Below are 17649 nucleotides of genomic sequence, written 5' to 3'. Positions count from 1 at the left end.
CCAAATCAATAATGATCTGGCATCTGCATCGAATTGTTTTGGATGTTTTGTTTTTTCGGATGACAGATTTTAAGATTTTTAATTCGTTATCCGTAAGTTCGATTTTATACTTTTTTGGTCTTGCCATATAAATCACCGCCGTTTCTTTTATTTTATCATAAAACGGTAAAAATAGCCAGAAATATTTTGTTAAATATCAATATGTCAATACACTAGTATAATAATGGTATAGTCAATCAAGACTATTTGATTAACAAATTTCTATATGTATAACAGAAGAAGGCATTCTACCTTCATCAGATGTTATCATAAATTTTATCTTGCCTGATGGCTTCCGATAGACATAAGACAAAACATAAGGTATTATCTCTTAGGATAGGACAAAGAATGGCTACCTCCTTGGGATGCTGAACTGTCAGCATATACCTGTAGTAAAGTCAATTAGTCCATTCGACAGGGTTTTATGTTTTAGCTGGTTGGGAGCCTTTAAGGCTATACCTGAATAACACGCTAGGTTGTGTACCTGCCGTATTGGAAATGGATTCCTATCAGAAAGGAGTTTATACTCATGACAAGCAATATTGTTTTTAACTCCGATGATTTATTCATCTCCGTTGGAATTGATGTAGGAGCGGATTTTTCATGGATGTCAATTGCACTTCCAAACCAGCAGTTTGTAGGAAAACCTTACAAACTCACTCATAACTGCATGGAGTCCCTTGAAACAGCTGTCTTTAAAATAAAAGAAGCAGAAAAGCTGTATTCTCTGGAAATCCGCATTTTCCTCGAATCCACGGGAATTTATCATTACCCACTTTTCTGCTATCTTCGTGATAAGGGTTTTAACTGCTCCGTTATTAATCCTATCATCACTAAGAATAGCACAAATATTAACATAAGAAAAGTACATAATGACCGTTTTGATTCAAAAAAAGCTGCTTTAGTTGGTTTGAAGCCGGATTTAAAGGTTTCGATTATGCCTTCTGAACTTGCACTTAACTGTAGAAACCTCTGCCGTGAATACTATTCACTTATGGACTGCCGTTCTGCTTATGCCAATAAGCTTCAGGGCGAACTCCGCATGGCGTTTCCACAGTACATTGGCATATTTTCAAAGGTAACCACTAACACTTCCCTCACCCTGCTTGAAACATACGCATCACCGAAAGCTCTTATAGACGCTGATGAGCAGGAAGTAATCAGAATTATAAAGTCTACGGCACGTTTTGGGCTTAAATATGCTGAAAATAAGTATAATGCCATAATCAAAGCTGCAAATGATGCGAATGAGTTTGGTTGTATATCCTACAGCAACATAATTCGTATCCGTCTGTACATAAGCTTCATCCGTAAGTACGATGAAGAAATATCCAGATTACTTGAGACAATGAAACAGCTTGTAAAAGCCAATGAAGATACCGAGTTTGTCAGACAGTTAAAGCTGATTGAAACCTTCAAGGGTGCAGGCTTTCTGTCAGCCATATCACTAATGGCTGAAATCGGTGACTTCTCTGCTTTCAAAAAGCCAAAACAGCTTTTTGCCTACTTTGGTCTTGATCCGGCAGTCAAACAGTCAGGCAAGTTCGAAGGAACAAAGGTTAAAATGTCAAAGCGTGGCTCTGCAATCGCAAGGAGAGTAATTCACATACTGACACTCCAGAGCATAAGCCCTGCAAGAAATGGCAATGCTAAAAATCCCGTTTTGAGGGAGTTTTACCTCAAAAAATGTGAATCAAAGCCAAAGCTTGTGGCAATGGGGGCTGTATCTCATAAGGTATGCAATATGATTTTTGCCATACTAAGGGATAGCAAGCCTTTTGAAATCATCACTCCACGGGAACACATCAGGCAATACAACTCTTCAAAGAGTAATACAGCTGCATAATTTTTTCAATGCCATCTGCACCAAGGGGGTAGTCTGTCCTTTTTTACCTAAAATAAAAAATAAGATTTTTCCCTTTTAGGTATTGACATTTATTAGCTGGACTCTACTTAGTAGCCTTGATGGATGTATTAAAAGGACGGTTTTTAAAAATATTTATTTTTTAACATTAAATATCTATACGAATATAGGTCATTTGGTGTTATAATAGGCTATGAAATAAAGTACCTATTCTTCATCAATCTGTCAGTGAATTCTCTATGATTTTACTTTGCCTGATTGATGAATATGAAAGGAGCCTATTATGAAGAAAAAACTAATTGCACTTGTACTGCTCTTTACACTGTTTTTTAGCACCTTTCCTCAAGTTACAGAGGCTAAGACAAAGCAAAAGAAGCTTGACTACAGCAAGATGCCTTACCTTGATACCCTTATATACAATAAAGACTTTAGGAAAAACGGCGTTTACAGTGCGTCTAGGAAGTATTTAAAGCTTATAGAGGAGGCTGCCAAAACAGGGAAAATAACTGAAAAATATAAGGATGCAGAGAGGTATTTTGATGATGATTGGGATTATGAACTCACATATACCAATGACTACGGTCCCAATTTTTACGGTACTCTTTCCGATAAAGGGCTTGCATTCTTTTTAAATAGGTTAAAACTTTACGAAACACCCATTTACTTAGAAACAAACTTTAATAAACTTCCTTATGAGTTTGATGATACTGTAGAAGTGAATAAATCATTACATTATATAAGCTTAAAAATTTTACAGGATAGTAATCCTAATGCCTATGAATACTATCGTAATATTGAAGATAAAATAGGATACTCCATTGCATCCCGTATGAAGTTTATAAATGACAATGCTATTTTACCTAAGAACTTCCTTAAGGATCTGAGGAAAAGACTGTCTATTAATAGGATTTATAGTCTATATATCAGTAACTACAAGAAGTATAAAGAACTTCATAACGACAACAAGTACCTCTATTACAAGAACGAAAAAGTTCCTGCTCCTTGGAGAGCTGACAACTTTTTTGTTACTCCTATTGTAATTGGCGGATATAAAAAGGGATTTAATCCCAAGACAGATAAATACCTAAACATCTTCTGCAATGCAAACTTTACATATAATGATGCCATAGATTCACCTCCTGATATTAAGGCTTATATCTATGATACATCTGGGAAGCTTTGCGATACATTAAAGCCTTCATATCAGTATAAGAGCAATTATCTGGGCTCATTCATATTTACTGTAAACAATACCGCCAAATACCTTAAAAACGGTAAATACAAGGTCATTGTTAAGATGAGGGCTAAGAACGGCAAAGATAAGCTCTACGCTGAAAAATCTGCAACTTTCACAGTTACAGATAAGAATGTGTATGGAAGTTACAGGAGGGTTCCTATTTACCCTGCAAATGGTTCTGATAGCCGTGCATATAAGATTGTTGGAGCTAAATACTTTAAAAATATAGAAAACACAACTAATACTAGATTAGCTTACAATATTTATAAATTTCTTAAGACTTCCAAACCTGTCAATGTTAAAGAACATGAATTTTATAAATATCGGTCAGTTTATGATAATAGCAAGCTATTATACGACTCATTTTGTAAAACCGAGTGTTTATGTAGATTTTCTTATGAACTCAATGAGAATTGTCGATATTACTGGCTTCTCAAACAGTATTTTGAATACTATTACAATATATTTTTAGACAACTTTTTATACTCCCTAGGAGTTCCACCACAGGAAGCTATAAAATACTATGAACATTATAGGGACTTAGCCCCTGACAACTTTAAGCTACCATTTAGAGATTTATAGCCACAAGTATTAATGGGAAGGCTTCGGTATCATACGAAGACCTTCCCAAATTATTTTATTTAGGTTATTCCAGATTGATGTTTTATGCTAACTCCCATTTCTTAACTATATATATTGCATCCATGTTTTTGTATTTTTGGCTGCTTTCATTAGCTGAGAACACTAAAGTCTTACCAACAATATGCATACTTTCAATTTCAAATTTTGTAGCATACTTATTGGTAAATGTCTCATAACCAACACAAACACAATCTTCATATCTGTATTTAAGTATATGGCTTTTCGTAAATTCCTTTCCATCTTCATCTTTTTCTGCAAGTATAAAGTATAAATACCCATCTTTATAAAACATGTCCTGTGCCTCAGTATTATCAACATTAATTTTCAGCGTATCCGGATATGTAAATGTCTTCATTTTCTCAGCACTGTACTCAACTGTATCTATTATCTCGCTTGAAAAGTAAACTCTCTTCCTTGCATGACCGTCGTTATATCCGCTAAAGTGCACTATGAACTGATTGTTTCCTACAGCCGCAATTGAGCTGATATCGGCATCGCCTGAGTTAATGCCTATCTTTGTTCCTGCTTCATGCTTAGTACCTTTTAGCTTCGTAGTAGATAACTTAATAATATAATTCTCTTTTGTGCCTACATAAAGGTAACCACCGCTTAAAGTGAGGCTATTGGCATGTCCTAGTCTTACATACTTATGAATACGTAATGGATTTACAAAGCCATTTGTTTTTTTAGCTCGCACATAGTTATTTATTACATATAAGCACTGATTCTCATCATCTGAGCTTGATTTAACACAATATAATGTTCCACTTCCATCAATTGCTATTCCACCCATGTTGGAGCAGCCATTCTCGTCTTTTATCCTAAACAATAATTCCATTTTACTCATAATCTTTCTCTCCTTTAATATTATTTTTGTTTCCCACTTCTTTCATTGGGATTGATTTCATATCTTTATTTAGCTATCTATAGCCCATTAAGGCTATGTAATATACAGCTTTAGTTAGCTGGCGCTCTTATAGAGCAAAATCTTTTATTACCAAAAGCTCTTGATTTCACTTTTAACCACCTCCTTCTACTTAGTAGCCTTGGCAAGTTTGTCAAAAGGACGTTTTTGATATTTTTCTATCATTTCCATTATGTTCAGCTACATCAGTCATTCCTTCACTAATAATGTAAGATACAAGCGTTCCAAGTGCTGATATAATGGCTGCTACCTGCTCTATTGTAAGGCTATTGACATTTAATACCGTCAACATTGCAGTTGAAAAGCCTATAATTGCAACCCAAAACTTTCTCGATGTTAGTTTTCTTCTCCAATCAACCTTAGTTTCTTCATCATTTTTAGACCCTTTCATTTCATCATTTCCTTTCTTTAATTTAGTTTACAGTTTTCTTCAACTTCTATTGGGAGATTCATAAATCTTCGATGCATATCATCCATTACTCCATTTTCTCCCAACACATGGTACTGTTTATACATATTTTCAACTGTTTGGCGATCTGAATAATTAACATAACCCTGTTTAAAGAATTCTCTGTATAAATATAAAAGCCTCTCTCTTAAAAGTGCTTGCACACCTAGCTGCAAGGCTTTTGTCTGCTTATCACTATTTTTGATACTTTTTAGTATATTTAACCAAAATCCTCCAATCAAAGACGGTATCCCAAATAGTGCGAACCAATTAAATAACGTCACTTTATCACCTCCCTTCTTTAGCTTGATGCTCCGTTCACAAATACAAGAAGTACATTTTTAATCCATATTACCTCCTACTTAATAGCCTTGGCTAAAGCTCTAAAAGGACGTCTCCTAATAATTATTTTTTAGTTTTTTTATTGCCCTTCTATAGCGATGGCTGACATTGTTCGCAATATCTCCCGTCAAATTTGCATATTCTCTAACTGACATCCCATCAAGTGCTATAGCAATTACCATCTCTGCTGTACTTTGTTTAAGAATTCTGCGTATTTTCCGGCATACTTCGTCATACTCCCAATTATCATTCCTTTCCATCTCTTCTTTACAAAATATGGTTGGATCTTTTACCTCATCCATTTGTGGCTCGAGAATAACATCATCATCTTCTTCACTACTTCTTTTACTGCTTAGTCCTCTATGCCTTTCAAACTTATGCAAATTATTGTATTCAGGTTTATTAAAACGCTCATCCCAAGTACCCTGAATAAGTAATTCCAGCTCTTTCTCAGACAGGTTTTTATCATATTTTAATGATAAGCTTTCCATTAGTTCTTCAGCTTCCTTTGAGTTCAGAGTTATTGTCTGATTTTTATTTTCATATCTGACTGTGAGTTGCATAATAAGTGCTCCTTTCTTCTAAAGAATCTCAAGAAGCGGAACACATAAAAAATCTGAATGTATTAGGACAACACCATATTGCAAAGCCAAAAATGAGCATAGTAAAATACGGTGGATACATCTTCATCTTTTACACAGTTTTAATCCTGTATTGATTCTCTATGTATCCCGCCGTCCTGATGGCCATCTCGGACTTTGAGATTAATATTTATTGGGTAGATAATTTAGTAATTGAATGCTATAATAGGCTGTGAAATAAATAGCTGATACTAATCTTTCTACCTTATACTTTGATACAATTTAATTATATTTTATCGAGTTGGTATAATTGGTTAGTGTAGTATAGGAATGGATACAGGAGGATATTGGATGCAATTTAATGAATTTGCCCAAAAGTTATCTCAAGTAATAAGAGCTGGTGCAAATACCTGTACGTTTACTAAAACCATTTTAGAAGCCATCATTATTGAAGATGGACATGATATCCTTGTTGGATATACAGAGAGCAGTTTTAAAAGTTATTTTAATGGAAAAAATAAAATTAGTGGTATTTCTAAGAAAATAGCTGTTTATGTCAGTCCTAAAGAATTTATTGAATACCTCAAATCGTTTCCTAAGAATACAACTAAACAGTTATATAATATTTTTAAGGATGACATAGATGATATAAAGCCAGCAAATACTTACGAGAAAATTGCGGAATTGTTTGCAAATATAATTATTGATGCCTCTGGCACAAAGAAAAATGGAGTTAACGGAAATAAAAAATGTGATATTTATACGCCATTAAAGTTATCTCCTAATGATACACCCAAATGTTTGCCAATAACGCAGACATTCCAAAAGTATCTTAATGATGCTTCAGTTTACTACTCTACAAAAAAAACTCTACTGTTTGCTGAAAAACCTTGTCCTTTTTATGACTTATATGTCTGTAATGATATTAAGCGTAATAAGTTATTTGAATCGGGAGAATCTATAAGAGGTGTCACTGTTGAAAAGTTAGAGCAGGAAGCAAAGTATATTATTATTCAGGGATTGGGCGGGATTGGAAAATCTATGCTGATGACACATTTATTTCTTTCTTCTGCCAAACAGGTTGAAACTACCGGAAGCATTCCTCTATTGCTTTCGCTTAAAGATTACAAAGATAATGATAGTAGTATAGTTGACTTTATACTCAAATCTGTAAATGAATATGATTCGAGCATTTCTAAAGAGGATATTATTGATTCCCTAGTGCAAAAACGCCTTATTCTTTTACTTGATGGTTTAGATGAAATACAATCCTCCATAAGAGATACTTTTAATCAACATTTAGAATCATTACTAAAAGCGTATTCTGGCAATACTATAATTATTACCTCCCGTCCTGTTCATATGTTTATTTCCTATTCTAAGTTTACAATCTTTGATATTCAGGATCTAACTAAAGAACAGGCGCTTGAACTTATAAGAAAGCTGGACTTTTGGGACAAAGAAGGCAAAAATAGTTTTATGATGGCTTTAGACAATAACCTTTACCGTACACATAAGGAGTTTGCCAGCAACCCCCTCCTATTAACCATTATGCTTATGACATATTCTTCTTTTGGAGAGGTTCCTGCTAAAATGCATGTATTCTACTCAAAAGCATATGAAACTATGGCTCGATTGCATGATGCCTCAAAGGGTTCATTTAAGCGTCCATTACATACAAAGCTTACTCCAGAAGAATTTGCAAAATATTTTGCACAATTCTGTGCCAGAACATATATGGACGAAGTCCTTGAGTTTGATTCTTTACATTTTACAGGGTATATGAAAAAGGTTTTAAAAACTGCTGATCCAGAACATCAAAATAGCTTACCTCGTGATTTTTTGTTGGATTTAACGGAAAATCTGTGTATTATGTATAGTGAAGGAGAACGATACTATTTTATTCATCGTTCTTTTCAAGAATATTTTACAGCTGTTTACTTTGCGTCAGAATATGATACGAACCTTGTTAAAGTAGGAAATTATTTTGAAAACTTAAGAAATCGTTCCTATACAGACAGAACATTTGACATGCTTTACGATATGATTCCTCAAAAAATAGAACGTTTTATATTTCTTCCATTTTTAGAGAAACTAATAAGTGGTTTTGAAAAAGAAGGGAAAGATGAATATTGGGAGTTCTTAAAAACCATATATCCTGTTCTTTACTTTGAAGAGGGAGATGTGGGAGTTTCTTACTTAAATATTGCAAGCTCATTTTTATATCGTTTTATTATATATGATAAACATTTAGACGTTGTATCAGAGCTTGAATATTGTGATTGGCCTAGCGAAATATATGAATTACCTGCCAGAAATTGGGTTAATGCTTATAGTAATTTTTTGATTGATGAGGCTTATGATAGATTTCCGGATTATGATTCTATCCCACGCAACTTTCTCCTATCAACTGAATTGGTTGAAGAGGATGACATTCCTTCCCTCTATTCTGACTACTTTGGAGATCCGGAAGCGGAAGGTATGACAATTGATATTGAAATCTCTGAACTTATAGAAGAACCTGAACAGTATATTACGCTAAAAAACTATATGGAACAGGATGACTTCCCACTTTTTCGCGAGTATAGGAATATTAAAAACTATTATCATAACTTAAAGGAACGTACTAAGTTGGAAACATCATCCGATGACCTATTTGATAATTAAGAAAGGATAATTGATATGAAGAAAAAACTAATTGCACTTGTACTACTCTTTGCCCTGTTTTTTAGTACCTTACCTCAAGTTGCAGAAGCTAAGACAAAGCAAAAAAAGCTTGACTACAGCAAGATGCCTTACCTTGATACCCTTATATACAATAAAGACTTTAAGAAAAACGGCGTTTACAGTGCGTCTAGGAAGTATTTAAAGCTTATAGAGGAGGCTGCCAAAACAGGGATAATAACTGATGAGTTTAAAAAGGCTGAATTATATTTTGACAAGGATATTGGCTATGAATTTACATATACAAATGACTATGGTCCCAATTTTTACGGTTCACTATCTGACAAAGGGCTTGCTTATTTTATGGACAGGATAAAGCTTAAATATACTCCAATTTATTTGGAAACAGACTTTAGTGAACTTCCTTATGAGTTTGATGATACTGTAGAAGTGAATAAATCATTAAAATATATAAGCTTAAAAATATTGCAGGACAGAAATCCAGAGGCCAATGAATATGATTGTAGTATGGAAGATAAAATAGGAAATTCCATTGCATCCCGCATGAAGTTTATAAATGACAATGCTATTTTACCTAAGAACTTCCTTAAGGATCTGAGGAAAAGACTGTCTATTAATAGGATTTATAGTCTATATATCAGTAATTACAAAAAATATAAAGAACTTCATAACGACAACAAGTACCTGTATTACAAGAATGAAAAAGTCCCTGCTCCTTGGAGAGCTAACAACTTTTTTGTTACTCCTATAGTAATTGGCGGATATAAAAAGGGATTTAATCCCAAGACTGATAAATACCTAAATATCTTCTGTAATGCAAACTTTACATATAATGATGCCATAACTTCGCCTCCTGATATCAAGGCATACATATACGACAAATCGGGTAAGCTTTGTGATACATTAAAGCCTTCATATCAGTATAAGAGCAATTATCTTGGCTCATTTATATTCACTATAAAAAACACAGCCAAATATCTTGAAAACGGCAAATACAAGGTAGTGGTTAAAATGAAGGCTAAAAATGGCAATAATAAGCTCTATGCTGAAAAATCTGCAAAGTTTTTAGTTACAAGTAAAAATGTTTACGGAAGTTATAATAGAATTCCTATATATCCTGCCAATGGTTCTGACAGTCATGCACTTAAGACAGTTGGCGCTAAATATTTTAAGAATATAGAAAACACTACCAATACAAGGCTGGCTTATAACATTTATAAGTTCGTTTTAACTTCTAAGACAATTGATGTAGATGATAAAGTATGGGAAAAATATCATTCAGTTTATGATAATAGCAAGATGTTATATGATTCATTTTGTAAAACTGAATGTTTATGCAGATTTTCTTACAATCTCAATAGATTGCGTTATTACTATGTCTTGAAGCATGACTTTGATGATTTAGCATTGGATGGCTTTTTATATTCACTCGGAGTGCCTCCACAGGAAATTACAAAATACTGTAATCATTACCAAGGAGGTAGTTGTTCCGGATTCACAATACCATTCCGTCCAATGTAATCTCCTTTAATATCTAAAGTAAGGCTGCATAGTGTTGCAGCCTTACCCATTTAGCTATTATTATTTGTTTTCGTTAGGTATAGTTATTTCTTTGGATGCTAACTCCCAATTTTCAACGGTATAGATTGCATCCCAGTTATTTACTGTCTTTGTCCTTGTTATCATCTTTCCATTTACTTTTACTTTTTCTTTTATTACCTTACTCTCATTTACAGAGAATACTAACTTTTTGTCAACTATATACATGCTTTCGATTTCAAATTTTTTAGCCTTTGTATTTGTAAATGTTTCATGCCCAACATAAGTGCCACTTTCATAATGATACTTAAAGATATGGCTTTTCGTAAATTCCTTGCTTTCATCATCCTTTTCCGCAACTATAAAGTATAAATACCCATCTTTATAAAACATGTCCTGTGCCTCAGTATTATCAACTTTAATTTTCAGCGTATCCGGATATGTAAATGTCTTCATTTTCTCAGCACTGTACTCAACTGTATCTGTTATCTTGCTTGAAAAGTAAACTCTCTGCCTTGCATGACCGTCGTTATATCCGCTAAAGTGCACTATGAATTGATTGTTTCCTACAGCCGCAATTGAGCTGATATCAGCATCACCTGAGTTAATATCTATCTTTGTTCCTGCTTCATGCTTAGTACCTTTTAGCTTAGTAGTGGATAACTTAATAATATAATTCTCATTTGTGCCTACATAAAGGTAACCACCACTTAAAGTGAGGCTATTGGCATGTCCTAATCTTTTATACTTATGAGTACGTAATGGGTTTACAAAGCCATTTGTTTTTTTAGCTCGCTCATAGTTATTTATTACATATAAGCACTGATTCTCATCATCTGAGCTTGATTTAACACAATATAATGTTCCATTTTCATCAATTGCTATTCCACCCATATTGGTATAGTCTTTATTATCGTCAATTCTATATAATAGTTTCATATCACTCATAATCTTTCTCTCCTTAATCATTAATCTTTGTTTCCCACTTTTTATATTGGGATTGATTTCATATCTTCATTTGCTGTCTATAGCCAATTAAGGCTATGTATTATACAGCTTTAGTTAGCTGGTGCTCTTATAGAGCAAAATCTTTTATTATTAAAAACTCTTGAATTCACTTTTACCACCTCCTTCTACTTAGTAGCCTTGGCAGATGGATTAAAAGGACGGTTTTAAAATATTTTTTTTATATTAAATATCTATACGAATGTAGGTCATTTGGTGTTATAATAGGCTATGAAATAAAGACCTTATGCTTCATCAATCTGCGAGTCACTTCTCTGTGATTTTACCTTACAAGATTAATAGCTATGAAAGGAGCCTATTATGAAGAAAAAACTAATTACACTTGTACTCCTCTTTGCCCTGTTTTTTAGCACCTTTCCTCAAGGTGCAGAAGCTAAGACAAAGCAAAAAAAACTTGACTACAGCAATATGCCTTACCTTGATACCCTTATATACAATAAAGATTTTGAGAAAAACGGTGTTTACAGTGCGTCTAGGAAGTATTTAAAGCTTATAGAGGAGGCTGCTAAAACTGGGAAAATAACTGAAAAATATAAGGATGCAGAGGGGTATTTTGATGATGATATGGATTATGAGAGTATGTGAAACTTTTTCTGTAAATAGCTTTTAAGCAATAGGTCTTCTATGATAAAATATAAATTATAGGAGGCCTTTTATTATGGCAAAAAGAGAAAAGAAACCGGTACACAAGGTTGTAATGACTGAAGGTAAAAGAAACATAATTCAGCAACTACTTCAAGAGTATGATACCTAAACAGCTGAAGACATTCAGGATGCACTTAAAGATCTGTTGGGTGGAACCATCAAAGAGATGATGGAAGCAGAAATGGATGAACATCTTGGATATGGTAAATCTGAGAGATATGAAAGTGATGACTACAGAAACGGCTATAAACCTAAGATGGTTAACAGCAGCTATGGTCAGGTCGGAATTGAGGTTCCTCAGAATCGCAAGTCTACTTTCGAGCCTCAGATTGTTAAAAAACGTCAGAAAGACATTTCAGACATTGACCAGAAGATTATATCTATGTATTATTTCTCCAATCCTTTATATTGATGCTATCCATTATTCTGTGCGTGATAACGGTGTAATAAGAAAGCTTGCTGCATATGTCATCTTAGGTATCAATACTGAAGGGAAGAAAGAAGTGCTTACAATACAGGTAGGTGACAATGAAAGTTCAAAATACTGGCTATCTATACTAAATGAGCTTAAAAACAGAGGAGTAAAGGACATCCTTGTAATCTGCGCTGATGGTCTTACCGGTATAAAGGAAGCCATTGGAGCAGCCTTTCCTAAAACAGAGTATCAAAGATGTATCGTTCATCAGGTTCATAATACATTGAAATATGTACCTGATAAAGACAGAAAAGCATTTGCGACAGATTTGAAGAACATTTACCAGGCCTCCGATGAAAAAAAAGCTCTAGCGGCTTTGGAGCAGGTGACTGAAAAATGGACACCAAAGTATCCTAACTCAATGAAACGCTGGAAAGATAACCGGGATGTTATTTCTCCTATTTTCAAGTTTTCTTCCGTTGTTAGAAAGGTAATTTATACAACCAATGCTATAGAATCGCTTAATTCTACATACCGTAAGCTAAACCGCCAGAGAAGCGTATTTCCAAGCGATACAGCCCTCCTTAAGGCTTTGTATTTAGCCACTTTTGAGGCAACCAAAAAATGGACTACCACAATACGAAACTGGGCACAGGTCTACGGTGAGTTAAGCATTATGTATGAGGGTCGACTGCCTGAATAAAATACAGGTGTAAAAGACACGGGTGGCTCAGCCACCCTGTATTGACATACACTTTTTTTACTGTTATATATAACACAAGGGTGAAAATCCTATCTTAAAGATTTCCACCCTACATTATCATAGGAGATTTTTATTTACAGACTTTTCTTCATAGTCTCCAATTAATATTTCCTTATACCAAAAATAACACTCAATAATTTTGTAACAAGCACAGTAAGTGTATATGCACTTTAAAAAAATTGATAAAATATCCTTCGTTTTCACTCTGGTCTATTTTATCAATTTTTAACTTGTTGGTGAAATCCCCAATCCCTTATAAATATAACTTTCTTTTTTTAATTCTTACAAACTAAAAGTTATATACCCAAATGAATAATATAATAATTTTGTTTTTCTAATGCTATCGAATAATTTTTTAAATGATCAATTACACTAATAAGATGCTGTTTATTTATTTTTATATCTTCATATCTTCCATTCTGATTTTCAAAAAATATGTAATCTCCTGTTAATTCTATTATTTCTGGAGCTTGTTTAAATATATCATACCATCCACTAAAAATATTATACATTATTACTGAAGATATCTTATCTAATATAGTAATTCCATATCTATTCAAACCTTTTGAAGTATTTAAATTAAAATCCGATAGTGTCTTTGAAGGAATCCAAAATAATGTATCTTCTAAGTATGAAAATAACTCATCTTCTAAATATATTTCTTCAATAATTTTAATATTTTCTGTTTTATTTTTTTCAATTAATCTATTATAAATTATTTCATAATTTAATAAATTAAAATCATTTATCTCGACTAAATAAAACTTATGTATTAATGACATATTAATCTCCTAAACTAAACCTTTTATTAGCTTCGACCATAACTCACTAATAATCCTGTATTTTTACTTCCACTAATGTCTACATACTTTCCATTTTTTCCCAACGCGTTACATTTTTTAATTTACCTGATACATGAGAACTTGATGCCCCACTTAAATTACTTCTAAATGACTGTGCACTGTTAACATATGAAACTATATTACTAATTCCTAATTCTCCAGAATGTCTCATAAAATGATACTCCAAACATGCTTCAGTTGTTGAAAAACTTCCTGATGCCCATAAGTTCAATAAATTATTAGGAATATTTCTTTCCCCTGGCGTCTCTGATGTCCCAAGCGAATCTCCACCATCCATAGCAACAGTATATACCTTTATATTTTCATGACATTTAGTCATATTAATATAAACAGTATGTGTACTCATTCCAGGCATTACATTAGATAACGAAAATTTTCTAAATGTGGCGCTACGCGCCCTTATTTATAAGACATATTTTTCGATTGGAGGCGATTTTATTTGTTACCTGTTAACTGTGGCAGCCATGCCGACTACCAAAACTTTGTTGTTACTAATCTTCGTAAATATTATCCTAACCCGAATGCAATTTCCCACTCTACATGGGATATCATTGAACGTTTTTGGACTTTGGATTTATCTTACACTGATGAATTCATGCGTGATAAATACTCTAAATTCGGTCCGGCTCCAAGAACACCTTCCTGCATGCAACGCTCTTATCTTTTATCCATTGATTTTAAGGTTACTTCCATAACCGATTGGGCGGCTCAACTTAAAATCAATCCTTTGTACGCAATACTCAGCGGTTTCGAAGTAGAAAATACACCGGGTGTCGGTACTTTTTATGATTTTTTTAATCGCTTATGGGATTCTGAAGATAATAATCTTTCTCCCGGGATTCATCCCGTAAAAGCGAAAGTAAAGAAACCACAAAGCAAAGGTGCAAAAGCTGCATCTGTTGAAAAAGTAATCGTTGGCCAGTTGATTACTCAGCTTGACCACACTACTTTTATTCCTGAACAGCAGCCTTATCATTCACTGCTTCAAATTTATAAAAAGCAGTTTCTTGATGTGTCTGTCTCTAAAGGATTAATTAATGCTGATTCTTTATCTGTAGCAGGCGACGGTACTCCGGTTGTTACCTCTCACAGAATGAGAAGCAACCGTATTTGCTGCTGTCACAAAAATGGTATTTCCAAATGCAGCTGTGACAGATACTTTTCCCCACCGGACTGTGATATCGGATGGGATTCTTCCAGAGACTGTTGGTATCATGGATATGATTTATATATGCTGGTTGCATCCGATTCTGAAAGCGACCTGCCTGTTTTTCCTTTATTAAATCCTGCTTCCAAACATGATTCTCATGGATTTTTAGAAACATTTTTCAGAATGAAATCCTTTCTTCCTGATTTCATTGTTACAAAGCTGCTTTTAGATTCTGCCCATGATGCAATGCCCATCTACGAATACTGTAAACAGGAAAACATCACACCCTTCATTGATTTGAATGAAAAACGTGGTATCAAAGTCAAATATAAAAATGACTTTACCATCGGTAAAGATGGTGTTCCTGCGAACATCCCTGCTCTGATTCAAAATATGGCAGAACAGTGCATCTTGCTGGGAAGGACAATCCAAGACTGATTAACATACCACCTCGTGACAGTGCAGAATGGAAAAAGGAATTTAATGCAAGAACTTCTGCAGAACGTTCCAATAAGCGTGAGAAATTAGACTTCAAATTAGAAGACGGCAGACTCCGCTCTACTAAGATGTGGTACTGCCGCCTCTATCACATCATGATGCTACAGCATCTTGATGCATGGGATTTGCCCTATGAATCCACCCTACAAAAGTTGATTTTAGAAGTGGCATAATCTTATGATTATTATACACATTTTAAGGCATAGCGACAATGGTTATGTCTGTTTTTCATGCTTATTTTTATTTCTTTTCGCTTTTTTCGGATAATATTCACTTTTCAATGTCCATTTTCAGCTATGCTGACTATAAGCACTCAAGATTCCGAGAGATTATTATTACTTTTATTATTATAGTAACAATATATCATACTTTATTAATCTTGTTAATAATATTACTATTTTGGTTGTTAGAAAAGTTATTTATACCACGAACGCTATAGAATCGCTTAATTCTACATACCCTAAGCTAAACCGCCAGAGAAGCGTATTTCCAAGCGATACAGCCCTCCTTAAGGCCCTGTATTTAGCCACTTTTGAGGCAACTAAAAAATGGACTACCACAATACGAAACTGGGCACAGGTCTACGGCGAGTTAAGCATTATGTATGAAGGGGCGACTTCCTGAATAGAATACAGTGGTAAAAGACACGGGTGGCTTAGCTACCCTGTATTGACATACACTTTTTTACTGTTATATATAACACAAGGGTGAAAATCCTATCTTAAAGATTTCCACCCTATATTATCATAGGAGATTTTTATTTACAGACTTTTCTTAATAGTCTCTTATAATTTAGTCGTAGCTCCTATTTTACTTCTTATCTTGTATAAACTAACTTATCCTCAAGTCCCCCAAATCCACCTTCTATGCTTCTTAGATATACATATTTAATATTATCAAAATTACCCTCTAGCTTATACTTAAATTTTCCGTCTTTTGTTTCCATTCTATTGGAAAAAACCATTATACATAGTTTATCTCCCTCTTTTTCATATTTTATTTCTTCACACTCTAGCCTATTAATAGCTTTACCTTCAACAATTATCACATTATCCGAAAAATCAATTTTATCAATGCGAACATCATTAGCAGATAATAAAGTTAAACCTCTTTTTATATATTCCGGCATATTTTTTCCCCATCCTACAAAAAGATATAAAAAAACAGACAGGATTAATATAACAATGAACCAAATTAAACTTAAAATTATTTTTTTACTTTTTGACAATGATTTAAATTTAATTAATAAAATCAAACCTAAAATAATAAATAAGGTTAAAGAAGCAAAAAAAAGTATAATTATTAATTATATTAGGAATTATTCTATTTTTAATCATAACTTCTCTCGCCTTTCTTATCTAAAATATAAAGCTCCTTTATAGATTGATGGACTACCTGCCCATAATGAAAAATTATATTCTTTTTTCTCACCCCAGTTAGATGTCAATATTTTTTTCATATATAATCCAACCTTTTTTCCCAGCTTTAGTCTATAAACTCTGAAAAATCTATATACAAATCATTGTAAATATTAACCTTAATTTCATCCTTAAAAGAATAAGTCTCGGCTTTAAACTCTGATTCTTCAAAATAATACACCCATACACTTTCCTTTGCAGGATCAACAATCCAGTATTCTTTTACGCCTGCCTCAGCATAAAGATTCAACTTAAGCACATAATCATGCCTTGGATTACCCGGAGATACAATTTCTATTATCCAGTCAGGGTTTCATGCAATTATTCAATCCAAAAGAATCCTCTTTCAATTATTGTATTTATAAATATAATTATCACCTTTTCTTATATCCCATTTTAGAATTTGAAAACTAGTGTACTGGCACATTGATATTTAGCATTACAACAACTTCCTATCTGGAAGCTGTTGTAAACTTAGGATACAATGAATTCAACTTTACTCTGGCATCAACAGTTCGAAATTGCCAGTTGACCTTTGCTGCGAAAATATTTCGCTCGACTTCCCAGGC

At 33.5% G+C, this 17649-nt stretch carries 16 protein-coding genes and 2 pseudogenes; 9 read left to right on the top strand and 9 right to left on the bottom strand.

Translation table 11 applies throughout. The features are described 5' to 3' along the window. The first annotated feature begins 568 nt into the window (after positions 1 to 568). Both GCWU000282_RS15415 and GCWU000282_RS15410 read left to right on the top strand, forming a co-directional pair. A complete protein-coding gene (locus GCWU000282_RS15415; protein WP_021003062.1) occupies positions 569 to 1885 on the top strand; it encodes an IS110 family RNA-guided transposase in 1317 nt (438 codons plus the stop codon). A 301-nt stretch (positions 1886 to 2186) separates the two neighbouring features. Continuing rightward, a complete protein-coding gene (locus tag GCWU000282_RS15410) occupies positions 2187 to 3722 on the top strand; it encodes a hypothetical protein (RefSeq protein ID WP_023356131.1) in 1536 nt (511 codons plus the stop codon). 82 nt (positions 3723 to 3804) lie between these two features. Here GCWU000282_RS15410 and GCWU000282_RS15405 read toward each other — a convergent pair whose 3' ends face one another. From GCWU000282_RS15405 to GCWU000282_RS15390, 4 genes are all read right to left on the bottom strand, one after another. Then, a complete protein-coding gene (locus tag GCWU000282_RS15405) occupies positions 3805 to 4629 on the bottom strand; it encodes a hypothetical protein (protein ID WP_023356130.1) in 825 nt (274 codons plus the stop codon). A 211-nt stretch (positions 4630 to 4840) separates the two neighbouring features. Continuing rightward, entirely contained in the window at positions 4841 to 5098 is a 258-nt protein-coding gene (locus tag GCWU000282_RS15400) for a hypothetical protein (RefSeq protein ID WP_023356129.1), read from the bottom strand. Between the two features lie 17 nt (positions 5099 to 5115). Continuing rightward, complete coding sequence (locus GCWU000282_RS15395) at positions 5116 to 5439, bottom strand: hypothetical protein (RefSeq protein WP_023356128.1); 324 nt, start codon at positions 5437 to 5439, stop codon at positions 5116 to 5118. A 114-nt stretch (positions 5440 to 5553) separates the two neighbouring features. Continuing rightward, the gene (locus tag GCWU000282_RS15390; RefSeq protein ID WP_023356127.1) at positions 5554 to 6060 is read right to left on the bottom strand and encodes a hypothetical protein; all 507 of its coding nucleotides are present in this window, start codon (positions 6058 to 6060) and stop codon (positions 5554 to 5556) included. 369 nt (positions 6061 to 6429) lie between these two features. Here GCWU000282_RS15390 and GCWU000282_RS15385 point away from each other — a divergent pair, with 369 nt between their 5' ends. Both GCWU000282_RS15385 and GCWU000282_RS15380 read left to right on the top strand, forming a co-directional pair. Continuing rightward, positions 6430 to 8745, top strand: a complete 2316-nt coding sequence (locus tag GCWU000282_RS15385) for an NACHT domain-containing protein (RefSeq protein ID WP_051384218.1) — start codon at positions 6430 to 6432, stop codon at positions 8743 to 8745. A gap of 15 nt (positions 8746 to 8760) precedes the next feature. Continuing rightward, positions 8761 to 10284 carry a hypothetical protein gene (locus GCWU000282_RS15380; protein WP_023356124.1) on the top strand — a complete coding sequence of 508 codons (1524 nt, stop codon included), beginning with the start codon at positions 8761 to 8763 and terminating at the stop codon, positions 10282 to 10284. 60 nt (positions 10285 to 10344) lie between these two features. Here GCWU000282_RS15380 and GCWU000282_RS15375 read toward each other — a convergent pair whose 3' ends face one another. Next, on the bottom strand, positions 10345 to 11250 hold the full coding sequence (locus GCWU000282_RS15375) for a hypothetical protein (protein ID WP_035041427.1): 906 nt from the start codon (positions 11248 to 11250) through the stop codon (positions 10345 to 10347). A gap of 378 nt (positions 11251 to 11628) precedes the next feature. Here GCWU000282_RS15375 and GCWU000282_RS15370 point away from each other — a divergent pair, with 378 nt between their 5' ends. Next, positions 11629 to 11913 carry a hypothetical protein gene (locus GCWU000282_RS15370; RefSeq protein ID WP_023356122.1) on the top strand — a complete coding sequence of 95 codons (285 nt, stop codon included), beginning with the start codon at positions 11629 to 11631 and terminating at the stop codon, positions 11911 to 11913. A 73-nt stretch (positions 11914 to 11986) separates the two neighbouring features. Further along, positions 11987 to 13091 (top strand): annotated as a pseudogene (locus GCWU000282_RS15365) (IS256 family transposase). Between the two features lie 356 nt (positions 13092 to 13447). On the opposite strand, the gene GCWU000282_RS16130 reads toward GCWU000282_RS15365, so the two are convergent. Together GCWU000282_RS16130 and GCWU000282_RS15355 are read right to left on the bottom strand one after the other, a co-directional pair. Continuing rightward, on the bottom strand, positions 13448 to 13933 hold the full coding sequence (locus GCWU000282_RS16130) for a hypothetical protein (RefSeq protein ID WP_023356118.1): 486 nt from the start codon (positions 13931 to 13933) through the stop codon (positions 13448 to 13450). Between the two features lie 79 nt (positions 13934 to 14012). After that, positions 14013 to 14360 (bottom strand): hypothetical protein, encoded by a 348-nt coding sequence (locus GCWU000282_RS15355; RefSeq protein WP_156913168.1) that lies wholly within the window; start codon positions 14358 to 14360, stop codon positions 14013 to 14015. A gap of 93 nt (positions 14361 to 14453) precedes the next feature. Here GCWU000282_RS15355 and GCWU000282_RS16750 point away from each other — a divergent pair, with 93 nt between their 5' ends. The 3 genes and pseudogenes from GCWU000282_RS16750 to GCWU000282_RS16490 form a co-directional block, all read left to right on the top strand. Next, entirely contained in the window at positions 14454 to 15602 is a 1149-nt protein-coding gene (locus GCWU000282_RS16750) for a hypothetical protein (protein ID WP_242828978.1), read from the top strand. Further along, complete coding sequence (locus tag GCWU000282_RS17240) at positions 15569 to 15835, top strand: hypothetical protein (RefSeq protein ID WP_242828977.1); 267 nt, start codon at positions 15569 to 15571, stop codon at positions 15833 to 15835. The genes GCWU000282_RS16750 and GCWU000282_RS17240 overlap by 34 nt, the downstream gene beginning before the upstream one ends. A gap of 232 nt (positions 15836 to 16067) precedes the next feature. Continuing rightward, positions 16068 to 16290: pseudogene (locus GCWU000282_RS16490) on the top strand (transposase); the annotation flags it as partial. A 189-nt stretch (positions 16291 to 16479) separates the two neighbouring features. Here GCWU000282_RS16490 and GCWU000282_RS15345 read toward each other — a convergent pair. Then, a complete protein-coding gene (locus GCWU000282_RS15345; protein WP_023356114.1) occupies positions 16480 to 16791 on the bottom strand; it encodes a hypothetical protein in 312 nt (103 codons plus the stop codon). A 356-nt stretch (positions 16792 to 17147) separates the two neighbouring features. Continuing rightward, a complete protein-coding gene (locus GCWU000282_RS15335) occupies positions 17148 to 17381 on the bottom strand; it encodes a Uma2 family endonuclease (RefSeq protein ID WP_169730279.1) in 234 nt (77 codons plus the stop codon). Between the last annotated feature and the right edge of the window lie 268 nt (positions 17382 to 17649).

The organism is Catonella morbi ATCC 51271 (genome assembly GCF_000160035.2).
Taxonomy (GTDB): Bacteria; Bacillota; Clostridia; order Lachnospirales; family Lachnospiraceae; genus Catonella; species Catonella morbi.
Note: the sequence above shows the minus strand (reverse complement) of the source record. Positions and strands in the feature narration are given on the sequence as shown.

Bases quoted from the DNA above. Each gene is read 5' to 3' on its own strand.
- GCWU000282_RS15415 (WP_021003062.1), top strand. From the start codon at position 569: ATGACAAGCAATATTGTTTTTAACTCCGATGATTTATTCATCTCCGTT.
- GCWU000282_RS15410 (WP_023356131.1), top strand. From the start codon at position 2,187: ATGAAGAAAAAACTAATTGCACTTGTACTGCTCTTTACACTGTTTTTT.
- GCWU000282_RS15405 (WP_023356130.1), bottom strand. From the start codon at position 4,629: ATGAGTAAAATGGAATTATTGTTTAGGATAAAAGACGAGAATGGCTGC.
- GCWU000282_RS15400 (WP_023356129.1), bottom strand. From the start codon at position 5,098: ATGAAAGGGTCTAAAAATGATGAAGAAACTAAGGTTGATTGGAGAAGA.
- GCWU000282_RS15390 (WP_023356127.1), bottom strand. From the start codon at position 6,060: ATGCAACTCACAGTCAGATATGAAAATAAAAATCAGACAATAACTCTG.
- GCWU000282_RS15385 (WP_051384218.1), top strand. From the start codon at position 6,430: ATGCAATTTAATGAATTTGCCCAAAAGTTATCTCAAGTAATAAGAGCT.
- GCWU000282_RS15380 (WP_023356124.1), top strand. From the start codon at position 8,761: ATGAAGAAAAAACTAATTGCACTTGTACTACTCTTTGCCCTGTTTTTT.
- GCWU000282_RS15375 (WP_035041427.1), bottom strand. From the start codon at position 11,250: ATGAGTGATATGAAACTATTATATAGAATTGACGATAATAAAGACTAT.
- GCWU000282_RS15370 (WP_023356122.1), top strand. From the start codon at position 11,629: ATGAAGAAAAAACTAATTACACTTGTACTCCTCTTTGCCCTGTTTTTT.
- GCWU000282_RS16130 (WP_023356118.1), bottom strand. From the start codon at position 13,933: ATGTCATTAATACATAAGTTTTATTTAGTCGAGATAAATGATTTTAAT.
- GCWU000282_RS15355 (WP_156913168.1), bottom strand. From the start codon at position 14,360: ATGAGTACACATACTGTTTATATTAATATGACTAAATGTCATGAAAAT.
- GCWU000282_RS15345 (WP_023356114.1), bottom strand. From the start codon at position 16,791: ATGCCGGAATATATAAAAAGAGGTTTAACTTTATTATCTGCTAATGAT.